Origin of the sequence: Xylanibacter muris, from assembly GCF_013166605.1 — a bacterium.
GTDB lineage: Bacteria > Bacteroidota > Bacteroidia > Bacteroidales > Bacteroidaceae > Prevotella > Prevotella muris.
Genome location: NZ_JABKKF010000009.1, coordinates 74,769 through 86,813, shown reverse-complemented (window position 1 = coordinate 86,813; position 12,045 = coordinate 74,769). Strand labels below are relative to the sequence as shown.

Below are 12,045 nucleotides of genomic sequence, written 5' to 3'. Positions count from 1 at the left end.
TTACCACTATTTCATGCAAAAGTATAAAAAAAACCTCTTTTATCAAAACATTTCCCTGAAAAATAAAAAAACTTTATACCGTTTTCTCTCCGGTATAAAAAACAAGACAGTCGCCAGAAATTCAAGGCACGATAAAAATCGTGCCTCATACAGGAAAAGACAAATACTTTTTTAATATATCCATTCCGACAGGCTGACCTGTTCATACAATTCCTGATTTCCACTTACAGAATGGCATCTTTGCAAGAAATGAATTGTAAAACCGTCTGTCTCCTGTAACTTCATCACCGATAAAATCGGGTTTTTCATAAAATTCCTGCTCTGTCTGCAACTCAACCTCTGCAATGACAAGTCCTTCATTATCTCCCAAGAACTCATCCACTTCAAATACATGCTTTCCGCTTCTGACGAGATAGCGAACCTTGTCTATCGCGCCCGGCTCACACAAATCAAACAAATGCTCCGCCTCATCAAGCGTTATCTCTTTCTCAAATTCATAACGTGTCATTCCGTTGCTGCCTGCAGGACCTTTGATTGTCAGAAAACCGCGGTTGCCACGGATTCGCACCCTGACAGTACGTCCATGCCCGCTGCAGATATACCCTTGTCTGATGCGGCTACAGCTATAAGCCTTTTGCCTATAGCTGTCGTCCGACACCAGAAATTTCCTTTCAATCTCCAATCCACTCATAAAAAATGTCTATTTCTCCATAACGGCCGGAAAGACTTATAACATTGCAGTATTGAATATTATCAAAAGCAACGACAATATCAAACACACAACAAATATCGTGGCTGCGACATTCTTTCCCTTTCTGGCCTGCTTGGCCTCGTATGCAACACGCCTTGCATCTTTTTTCCTGTTCTTCATAATGTTTATTGTTTTAGTTATATAGTATAATGCGTATCTGTCTGAAAGACTGCTTATTCTTCATCATTCACAGGGAATTCCATCAGGTAAGCTTTTATAAATCCGTCTATCTTTCCGTCCATAACACCATCTACATCGGATGTCTGGAAGCCTGTCCGATGGTCTTTCACACGCCGGTCGTCAAACACATAGCTCCGTATCTGGCTACCCCACTCAATCTTCTTTTTCCCTGCCTCTATCTTTGCCTGTGCCTCAAGACGTTTTTTCATGGCCCTGTCATAAAGCTGCGACTTCAACAAACGCATGGCATTATTACGGTTTTCCAACTGTTTACGGCTCTCGGTATTCTCAATAAGGATTTCTTCCTCTTCACCGGTATCCGGATCCGTATACTGATAACGCAGGCGTACACCAGTCTCAACCTTATTCACATTCTGTCCTCCTGCGCCTCCGCTTCGGAACAGATCCCAACTTATTTTCGATGGGTCCACATAAACCTCTATAGTGTCATCCACAAGTGGAGAAACGAATACACTGGCAAAACTTGTCATACGCTTACCTTGGGCATTAAACGGTGAAACACGCACAAGACGATGTACGCCATTCTCACTTTTCAGATAACCATAGGCATATTCACCTCCTTCTATCTGCATTGTGACACTCTTTATACCAGCCTCATCACCATCCTGAAGGTTGCTTATGGTGACCCTGTGCCCCTGTGCCTCAGCCCAACGTTGATACATACGCATAAGCATAGATGCCCAGTCCTGGCTTTCTGTTCCTCCGGCACCGCTGTTTATTTTAAGAACGCAGTCCATGGGGTCTTCTTTTTGCCTGAGCATGTTTTTCAGCTCGAGCCTCTCTATAGCCTCAACGGCTTTTGCATAATCATCGTCAACCTCTTCCTCTGTTACCATCTCATCTTTATAGAAATCAAAGGCAAGCTGAAGTTCATCAGCAAGAGTACGCACCTCTTCATAGCCGTCTATCCAGCTTTTTATCGCCTTCACCTTTCTCATCTGCTCTTCTGCACGCTTCGGGTCTTCCCAGAAGTCGGGAGCCTGTGTGCGAAGGTCTTCCTCCTCAAATTCAATCTTCTTCTTATCTATCTCAAGATAACGGTGGAGCGCACCGGCACGCTCCAAAACATCCTTCAACTGGTCTGCGGTTATCATTTAGTCTGTTGTTTTATTGTTAATCCTTTTTTAACGGCAAGCCTTGATATGAAAGTCATTCCTCATACATCTTGTCTATCTCGGCAGAATAATTCTCATTTATAACACGCCGCTTCATCTTCAACGTATTCGTAAGCTCACCACGCTCCATATTGAAATGATTCGGCAATAATGTAAAGCGTTTTATCTGCTCATAATGCGCCAGCTGCTGCTGCAGCGTGTCTATACGGTCTTTCATCATCTCATATATTTCAGGACTTGCACACAGTTCCTCACGACACTTGAAAGATATGCCATGCTCCCGTGCATATTCTTCGAGCAGCCTATACTCCGGTATGATAAGCGCAGAAACAAACTTTCTCCGGTCTGCCACGATTGCTATCTGATCTATATACCGGTCCACAAGAAGCTTTGCCTCTATCATCTGCGGAGCAATATACTTTCCGTTTGACGTCTTGAAGAGATCCTTTATTCGCTCTGTAAGGAACAGTTCACCGTCTTTCATATATCCCGCATCACCGGTGCGGAAATATCCTTCACTGTCAAACACCTGTTCATTAAGGTCATCACGGTTATAATACCCACGCGTAATCGTGGGACCTTTAAGCAAGACCTCACCATCCTCACTTATCTTAACCTCCACTCCATCCAAAGGCCTGCCAACCGAACCTATTGTAACAGGCTCGTCGGAACGGTCGCAAGAAACAGTGGCAAGACTCTCGGTCAAACCATACCCTACAACCATATTAATACCGATGGAATGGACAAATTCCTCCACATGCGACGACACCGTAGCACCTGCCGTAGGGAATATATTCGGATTCTCAAGTCCGAGCTCTTTTCTTACAAGACTGAATATCGTTTTGTTTATTATCTTATATTCAAGATGCAGGGCCAATGGAGGACGCTTACCACGCATCACATATTCCACATTATGTTTACGGCCTACGGCAAGAGCATTCCTGAATATCTTACGCTGCACAGGATGCGAACTTTCAATCTGTTCCTGGACTCCGGCATAAACCTTTTCCCAGAAACGGGGCACGGCACTCATACTTGTAGGATGTGTCTCCCGCATGGATTTCTGAACCTCCTGGGGATATGTATTTACAATCAGCGTCGCCCCTACAGAAATACTGAGCAAAGCCCATCCTTTCTCAAAGATATGTGCGAAAGGAAGAAAATCAAGCACACGGTCTCTATCAGATACATCAACTGATTTCCCATTGGCAATCAAAGCAGCATTATACTGCCCGTGGCTAAGCATAACACCCTTACTGTTGCCCGTAGTGCCGCTCGTATAAAGTATATTGGCCAAATCAACCGGATTTGCCTGTCCATAAAGAGCCTCCACCTCGGTCTGACGCGGCAGATTCTCTCCAAGTTTCAGAAAGTCGTCAAAATAAAGAGAATTGGGATCATGCGGACTTTTGCGTACGTTACGGTCGAAAATGATTATACGCTCCAATGTGTCACATAACGAGAACACACGGTGAGCCTTGTCATATTGTTCCTGTTCACCGACAAACAGAAAACGCACCCTGGCATCATTAACCATAAACTCTATCTGCTGTTCGCTGCATGTGGCATAAAAAGGTATCGTTACCGCACGTACGCCCCATGCTCCAAAGTCGCAATACAGATACTGCACAGAATTCTGTGAGAATATTCCGATGTTTTCCTGAACCCTGACGCCTAAATTGAGCATCGCATTGCTCACTGTCTTAACTGTCTGTGAAAACAGGTTCCATGAACAAGACTTCCATTCTTCTCCTCCGAAGTCTTTATAAACAAGAGCTTCACGGTCTCCGTATTTCCTCGCCTGATCATGCACTAAAACAGAAAGATGGCTGATTGTCTGCATAATATTTCTTCTTTATAGTTTATGCAAAGATACACCAAGCAAACCAAAGTACAAAATAAAATGAAAAAAAACTGTTTGTATAATACAAAAAGAAATCCTCTGAAAAAGAATTGGACATACAATATATCATTAGAATCACATCTGCTTAAAAACTATGGAAGAAACATCATCTTAATAAAATATTTTGAGTAATTTTGCAGAAAAAGGAACTGTTATAGGAATGTGTTTCTACCCGAAAACCTACAAGAAAGAATTTCCCCAAAGCATTATTACCATAATAAAAACACCGCAATCATGAAATATACATCAAAAAACGAAGAGGCCACAGAGCTCCTGAAAACACTTATAGCCATCCCCTCAACAAGCCGCAACGAAAAGAACGCAGCCGATGAAATGGGGAATTTTATAGATAAATGTGGTCTGGATTACCATAGAACAGGAAACAATATATGGATAACAGACCCAGAGTACGACCCATCACAGAAAACAGTCCTGCTCAATGCCCATATCGACACCGTGAAACCTTCAAGCGCATGGACACACGACCCTTTCTGTCCGAGTATTGAAGACGGGAAACTATACGGTCTTGGAAGCAACGACTGCGGCGGAGGACTTGTGGCTTTATTACAGTCTTTCCGAATAATGACAGAACAAGGGAAGAACCGCAACGGCAACGGCAAGCCAAGAAAATATAATCTCGTATACCTTGCCTCATGCGAGGAAGAGATATCCGGACAAGGAGGCTTCAGTCTTGTAAGACCCTGCCTCCCACATATAGACGCGGCCATAGTAGGAGAACCGACCGGAATGCAGCCGGCAATTGCCGAAAAAGGCCTGATGGTAATAGACGGGACTGCTTATGGCATTGCCGGACATGCCGCAAGGAACGAAGGTGAAAACGCAATATATAAGGCTTTAGCCGACATTATATGGCTTAAAGACTACCAATTTGAGAAAACGAGCGCATTGCTCGGACCGACAAAGATGAGTGTCACTATAATCGGTGCCGGAAGCCAGCACAACGTTGTGCCAGACAGATGTACATTCACAATAGACGTGCGCACCAACGAGCTTTACACGAATGAGGAAGTTTTTGAAATCATAAAGAAAAATATTACAAGCGAGGTCAAGGCGCGTTCTTTCCGTCTGAACTCTTCACATATAGACATATCCCACCCTATTGTAAGGCAATGTATAAGAATGGGCATGAAACCATTCGGCTCACCAACGCTTTCCGACCAGGCTCTTATGCCGTGGGTGTCGCTGAAGTTAGGACCGGGAGAGTCGTCACGTTCCCACTCTGCCGATGAATACATACTTCTGAAAGAAATAGAGGATGCAATAAGTACATACGTGCTGCTTCTCGACAAACTTGAGATATGACACACTATCTCCGAAGCCACGCCTCAGGGTTCAATTTTGCTTTCTCACGGCGCAGCTGAAACTGAAGTATATTATCCGCACCTACAGTACCAAGCACCTGACGCGATTTCACCTTCTGCCCCTTATGCACGCTTATGGAACCGAGGTTGCAATATACGGAAATATAGCTTCCATGACGCACCATCACACCTGCCACTCCGCCAAGATTAAACACCGCGCTGACCTCTCCGTCAAATATACTGCAAACCTTTGAACCCGGATTTCCCAATATATTTATTCCCTTATTGTCAAGTCTGACATTCGAAAGTCCCTCCACATTGTATTGTCCGTAATGGCTCACGATCCTGCACGAACCTGCCACCGGCATCGGCAGATGACCTCTGTTGCTCTCAAAGCTGCCGCTTATACGACGGTCGTCAGAATCCAGAGTGTATAGTGTTGCAGACTTCCGGCTCTTAAGTTTCTCCACCTCTTTTGCATGCTCGCGCGCTTCATCCGCGGCATTACGCTCAGCATCACGGCGTTCCTTCTCTGCCCTTTTGGCAAGAGCTTCCTTTTCAGCCTTTTCCTTCGCATTACGACTTGCGGCAGCAGCGGCTTTTGCCTGCTCCTCACGGGTTTTTGCCTCAGCTACACGCCGGGCATTCTCACGTGCGGCTGCTTCTGCCTCCGCTTTCTTCCTGGCGATCTCTTCCTTACGCTTGCGCTCCGCTTCCTCCGCTGCTTTCCTTCGTGCCTCTTCCTGTCGCTTCGCCTCCGCTGCGGCGCGCGCGCGCGCTTTTTCCACCTCTATTGCTATAAGGCGGTCTATCTGTTTATTCAGCTCAGCGTCTTTCTTACGCTGCTGCACAATGATATTCTGTATTGTTTTCTGCTGTTTCTGCAGAGTCTTAACGACATTCCTCTGCTCCGTCTGCTTTCCCTCAAGACTACGCTGTTCCTGCTCTCCCTTGCTCAACAGCGTATTTTTCATGACTTTAGCTTCTGACAGTTCCTTCCGCCTTTCCGTTATCTGTGCCTGCTTGGTCTTCACCATTTCCCCCTGAGCTTTCTGATAAGAGGCATACTCACGCATAAACCTCATGCGTCTGTACATCTGTGAAAAGTTCCTGGCACTGAACACAAACATCAGACGACTCTGTATGGAACTGTTCCTATGCATATATCTCATCGACTTCACATAGTTCCCTTTCCTTACATCAAGTTCGGCATTGAGTTTCTTCAAGTCTTCATTTAATCTGGATATATCTCCGTCAAGCACGGATATATCGCGGCGTATTGTATCAATAGTTTTCCTCTTACCCTCTATTTCGGAATTGATAACAAGAAGATTTTGAAGTCTTTTCTTTACATCACGTTCATTATTGCGTAGTTTCTGCTCATGATTCTTTATGTTTCGTTTTATATCATCCCTCTGCCGCTGCAGTCCCTTTATCGATGCAGTAGAAACATTCGCACCTGCCTTACGGGATGTTTTCTTCGATATGACACGCGATGTCGTTTTCTTCTTTGCGGTCGTCTTACGTTTCTGTGCGGATATCCCCAAAGAAAAAGCCAACAAAACCATCACTATATATGCAAGTCTATTCATCTTTAAAATCCACGTATAAACACCGAAACCTATTGTTAAGACATACTAAAATTTCATTAGAAGCGGCAATATCTCGTCTGTATTAACCTCCTTATATTTTGCGGGAATCTTCATACGGGTATCCCATTTCCTGTCATTGTCCACATTTCTGAGATTTATCTCAAGCCTCAGTTCTTTCTTTCCCGGAATAACGAGCGTCACCTTGTTGCCTGTAGGATATTTTCCACCGCCAAACGGCTTGAAGTCCGAATATCCCCACACAAGTTCCGACTTCTTTCCTGCCTGTGCGCCATACTCAACAGACGTTTTTCTTATAAGGCCGTCGGTCTGTCCGGCCGTCCATCTGCAGGCCATTCCACCGCGCCTATATGAAATGACAATATCATTTCCTTGTCCAGAAGTGTCAAAACTTCCAAGCTCTCCGTCTGTCACTTTATTGTGTCCGGGAAGAAACAGTTCGTTCCAAAACAGAGACTGGAGAGAATAGAAACCAAGTCCGCTGTTCTTCAAAAACGAGAGCTTGCTGTAATCCGCCTTCATATAACGCTTGTGCATCCTGTCGACAACAAGGATATAATCCTTGGTTATCTCCAACTGTCCGACCTCTACAAGCCCAAAAGCCACAAGCTGAATCCTTATCACGTCATCTCTCTTCATTTTCAGGCTGCCTGTAAGGGATATATCCTTTGACCCCATACCGACATTCACTTTCACTTTAGAGGTCACAAACATTTCATTCACTGCATTACCATGAACTTTGCGCAGCATACGCATGTCCTTTGTCTGTACAGATTCATCCGGAACATTCACGTTCTCTACAACTTTTTTTGTTCCGCACGAGCCAAGCAGCAACAGTGCTATTGCCGCAACGACAAATATCCTTGAGCATTTCATTTCCTTATATAAGCTTTACGTTTTATTTTTCTTGCCAGAGTCTTATTACCTGAATCTTTCTCCAACGCCTTCCTCCAATATTCCAAAGCTGCTTCCGTATCACCGTTTTTAAACAAGATATCACCTGCATGCTCCATGACCACCGCACTCGAAGCGCTGTCATTCTGCAACGCCTGAAGAATATATACTTTCGCCTCGGCATAACGTTCCTGCTGGAACAGAATCCATGCGTATGTATCAAGACTGTTTGCATTTTCCGGCTCTATCTTTATTGCCTTATACGCCATACGCTCCGCCTTGTCAAGATCCTGTTTCTGAAGACAAAGAAAATACGCATAATTATTCAGACATCCGGCATGGTCTTCTTTCCATTGAAGACAGGAGTCGTATGCTGCAAAAGCATCGGCATACATATTCAGATGATGATAAATCTCACCCATCATAAAATAGTAGTCTGAAGCAAGCTGCACGTCACATTCCCCGGTAATGGTGGATGTTCCGGCCTTCAACGTCTCCAATGCCTTGGCCTCATCTTCCTTTATGTAATATGCATTACCCTGATAATAATAAAACACCATTTCACCGGGATTGTACTGACGGGCAGCCCCGCATATCTCAATTACCTTATCCCAATCCCTGCGGTTGTAGGCATAGGCAAGCAGCTTCAGCCTCGCCATGGAATTATCAGGAGAAATGGCAAGAACCTTCAAAAGAATCTTGCTGATGCTGTCTTCCGGCATTTTTTTCAATTCCATATAAGAGGCACACATCATAGCTATATCATCTGTCTGCTGGGGTTGTGAGAGTATTTTTGAAAAACAGTCCAATACGGATACACTGTCACCCCTGTCTTCCGCCTCACTTATAACCTGACGAAGCACATACGCCTTTACCTGTGTCGTACTGCCCGGATTAAGCAATATAGCCATAGTCATTGAATCGGCGGCCGCAGTATCTTCCTGCTGTATATAATATGTGCGCAACGACATCTGTGCACGGCTGTTATCCGGTTCTTCCTTAAGTATGCTGTCAAACACGCCAAGAGCTTCAGACTCCTGTCCGTTCATCAACAGCATATCGCCATACATACCCTTATAGTTCATGTCATACGGATACTGGTCAGAAAGACGTTTCATCTCATCTACGGCCGACTGCCTGTCACCCATGTTCACATACATTTCGCTCTTGGCGTATGATATACGCTCGCTCTTCCCCTCCAGATTCTCAATACGCTCCAATGCGCTTATGGCCTTGGCGTCCTGCTTCTGAGTAGAATAAAGCCTGACAAGCATCTCCAGGATATCCGCCCTCCCTGCATCTTTCCCGGCCAAATCCTCAAACACGGCTATAGCCTCGTCATACTTCTCATTTTCTATATATGCTCCGGCCAATGTCTCCATATAAAAAGTATTGTCCGGATTAAGCGTCACCGCCTTACGGTAACAGTCAAGGGAACGCTCCTTATCCTTTAACGAGGCATAATACGGAGCAAGATAAAAATACGTCTCCGCGGCCTGAGGGTTTAGTTCGGAACAATAGCGGAACAGTTCAAACGCCGCATCCGCATTACCCTTTTCACGCTGTATGACAGCTTCAAGAAAAAAATAGTCGAAAAGCTTTTCCTTTGGCAATGTTTCCGGACGCAGACAAGCGCCATCGGTCTCCCCGGCCTTCAACATCAGGACAGACAGCGAAAACACCAATAACATGAAAAGTCTGCACATAGCATATCTGTATTTATCCAAACGACATCATTTCACTCCCGTATGACCGTATCCGCCCTCGCCTCTTGCAGTGTCGTCAAGCTCATCCACCTCAACAAAACCGGCCTTACCATATTCCGCTATCACCATCTGTGCAATACGTTCACCGTCATTGACTATAAAATCCTCAGAAGAAAGATTTACCAACAACACCATTATCTCACCGCGATAGTCAGCGTCTATGGTTCCGGGAGAGTTAAGCACCGTTATGCCATGTTTCAACGCAAGTCCGCTTCGCGGCCGTATCTGAGCCTCGTATCCAGGAGGAAGTGCGATATGGAGGCCCGTACCTATAAGTCTCCTTTCCATCGGACGCAATGTCACCGGAGCATCTATATTGGCACGGAGATCCATTCCTGCACTTTGCTCCGTGGCATAAGCAGGAAGCCTCTGATGTCCTTTGTTTATTACCTTTATTGATATCATAAATGCAAAAGTACTTAATTATCTTCTAATCTCAATGAATTTACATATAATATTGTGATATTTTATATAAACTATAAACAGACGTGATTCAGGAGGTATTCACACTGTGTACGACATGAACCGTTTGAAATACTGGGAATCCATGTTTTGACAACAATGATAATATTTTAAGGGAATTGCTTGCATATTTCAATAATTTTGACGATTTTTGCGAACCAAATGCACATTCTATGATTTTTAACTGTAAAGACTGTTCCATTTTGAATCAACAGGACAGCTCTTCAACATAACCACATTTTATCAGACAAACCGACTCTTTAACCTTAAAAGGCATCAAGATCATAAAGATTAGGAATATCAAAAGACATAAGTATTATGAACTGGAAGCAACTTATAACAAACAAGCGCCTCGGACAGGAAAGCAGGCATCCTGAAAGGAATGACGACCGCACAGAGTTTAAACGTGATTATGACCGGCTTATTTTCTCGGCTCCTTTCCGCAGACTCCAGAACAAGACACAAGTATTTCCTCTTCCCGGAAGTATCTTCGTACACAACAGAATGACCCACAGTCTGGAAGTTGCATGCGTAGGAATGTCATTAGGCAACGACGTGGCCAAGGAACTTACAAAAAAACATCCCGAACTGAAGGATTCTCTCTTTCAGGAAATCGGTCAAATCGTCTCTACAGCCTGCCTCGCGCATGACATGGGCAACCCCCCCTTCGGACATTCTGGGGAAAAAGCCATTCAGACATTTTTCACCGAAGGCAACGGAGCTTGCCTGAAAGAAAAAGTAAGCAGGGAGTTTTGGAGCGACATAACCCATTTCGAAGGAAATGCGAATGCCTTCAGGCTACTGACACATAAATTCAAGGGACGCAGACAGGGAGGATTCGTCCTTACATATTCCACACTTGCATCAATAGTAAAATATCCCTTTTCATCGGAAGCATGCGGAAAACACGGAAAATTCGGTTTTTTCACATCCGAAAGAAAAAACTACGAAAAAATAGCCGATGAAATGGGAATAAAACGTATATCCAAAGATGGAGAGCCAATAAAATACGCACGGCATCCGTTAGTATACCTTGTGGAGGCGGCCGATGATATATGCTACGAGATTATGGACATAGAGGATTCCCACAAACTGAAAATCCTGTCATTCGAAGAAACAGAGAGATTGCTGCTCGGATTCTTCGATGAAATCGCACAAAACAAAATAAAAAAACGCATTTCCGAAGAACAGTTAACCGATGACAACGAAAAAGTGGTATATATGAGAGCACGGGTTATAGGACTGCTTGAGAAAGAATGTGCGGACGCTTTTGTAAAACACGAAGATGAAATACTGAACGGAGAATTCGACAGATGCCTTATTGACAGCATATCCGAACTTCCCAGGACTGCATATAAAAACTGCGAAAGTATTTCAAAAACAAAAATCTATCGCAGCAAGCCTGTGCTTGATGTAGAGCTTTCAGGTTATAAAATCATGGAAACACTCATGGAACAGATGATTGAAGCCGCGGTATATCCCGAACGGTATTATTCACGTCAACTCATCGGACGGGTAAGCAGCCAATACGACATCGACTCCGACAATCTTGAAACCAGAATCATAGCCGTGCTCGACTATATAAGCGGCATGACAGACATATACGCACTTGACATCTACCAAAAGATAAACGGAATAAGCCTGCCTATAGTATAATATGAATGCGGAAGAATTGACTGTGATCAAATGGCAAACAAAGGCATGTACGCGCCCTGTATGTAATAAAAATTCACAAAGCGTTTTTATCTCATTTTCCGAATTTTCATAAAATATGTAACCCGTTGACACACAACATATTAACAGTCAGCAAAAGATACACCAAAAATGAATGGCCTGTTCATGCTTGATGAATAGGCCATTCACGGTTGATGAACATGCCATTCATGGAGCATGAATAGCATGTTCATCGGAGGAGAATTTTACATCCGCCAGAAATGTAAATAGATTTCAAAATTCTTCGATGAACGGGATTTTAAAAACAAATTAACCGTTTGCTTCGTACGGGCAGATTTCCCTGACAG

The 12,045-nt window shown here is 44.1% G+C and carries 10 protein-coding genes; 2 read left to right on the top strand and 8 right to left on the bottom strand.

The genetic code is table 11. The annotated features are described in order from the left end of the window. Positions 1–202 precede the first annotated feature (202 nt). From HPS56_RS09605 to HPS56_RS09590, 4 genes are read right to left on the bottom strand one after another with little or no spacing between them, the layout of a single operon-like run. Positions 203–691: a CYTH domain-containing protein gene (locus tag HPS56_RS09605; protein ID WP_172275930.1), complete on the bottom strand. Its 489-nt coding sequence runs from the start codon at positions 689–691 to the stop codon at positions 203–205. Between the two features lie 36 nt (positions 692–727). Next, a complete protein-coding gene (locus tag HPS56_RS09600) occupies positions 728–871 on the bottom strand; it encodes a hypothetical protein (RefSeq protein ID WP_172275928.1) in 144 nt (47 codons plus the stop codon). A gap of 53 nt (positions 872–924) precedes the next feature. Then, on the bottom strand, positions 925–2,046 hold the full coding sequence (gene prfB, locus HPS56_RS09595) for a peptide chain release factor 2 (protein ID WP_172275926.1): 1,122 nt from the start codon (positions 2,044–2,046) through the stop codon (positions 925–927). 55 nt (positions 2,047–2,101) lie between these two features. Continuing rightward, positions 2,102–3,910, bottom strand: a complete 1,809-nt coding sequence (locus HPS56_RS09590; RefSeq protein ID WP_172275924.1) for an AMP-dependent synthetase/ligase — start codon at positions 3,908–3,910, stop codon at positions 2,102–2,104. Positions 3,911–4,204: 294 nt separating this feature from the next. Here HPS56_RS09590 and HPS56_RS09585 point away from each other — a divergent pair, with 294 nt between their 5' ends. Next, positions 4,205–5,293 carry a M20 family metallo-hydrolase gene (locus HPS56_RS09585; protein WP_172275922.1) on the top strand — a complete coding sequence of 363 codons (1,089 nt, stop codon included), beginning with the start codon at positions 4,205–4,207 and terminating at the stop codon, positions 5,291–5,293. Positions 5,294–5,297: 4 nt separating this feature from the next. On the opposite strand, the gene HPS56_RS09580 is transcribed toward HPS56_RS09585, so the two are convergent. The 4 genes from HPS56_RS09580 to dut are packed head-to-tail and all read right to left on the bottom strand — an operon-like array spanning position 5,298 to position 9,967. Further along, positions 5,298–6,884: a murein hydrolase activator EnvC family protein gene (locus tag HPS56_RS09580; protein ID WP_172275920.1), complete on the bottom strand. Its 1,587-nt coding sequence runs from the start codon at positions 6,882–6,884 to the stop codon at positions 5,298–5,300. Between the two features lie 45 nt (positions 6,885–6,929). After that, positions 6,930–7,778, bottom strand: a complete 849-nt coding sequence (gene lolB1 / locus HPS56_RS09575; RefSeq protein ID WP_172275919.1) for a lipoprotein insertase outer membrane protein LolB1 — start codon at positions 7,776–7,778, stop codon at positions 6,930–6,932. Then, positions 7,775–9,502, bottom strand: coding sequence for a tetratricopeptide repeat protein (locus HPS56_RS09570; RefSeq protein ID WP_172275918.1), 1,728 nt, complete (start codon positions 9,500–9,502; stop codon positions 7,775–7,777). The genes lolB1 and HPS56_RS09570 overlap by 4 nt, the downstream gene beginning before the upstream one ends. A gap of 27 nt (positions 9,503–9,529) precedes the next feature. Further along, positions 9,530–9,967 (bottom strand): dUTP diphosphatase, encoded by a 438-nt coding sequence (dut, locus tag HPS56_RS09565; protein WP_172275917.1) that lies wholly within the window; start codon positions 9,965–9,967, stop codon positions 9,530–9,532. Between the two features lie 375 nt (positions 9,968–10,342). Between dut and dgt the strand changes: the two genes are divergently transcribed. Beyond that, entirely contained in the window at positions 10,343–11,680 is a 1,338-nt protein-coding gene (gene dgt, locus HPS56_RS09560) for a dGTP triphosphohydrolase (RefSeq protein WP_172275916.1), read from the top strand. Positions 11,681–12,045: the final 365 nt, after the last annotated feature.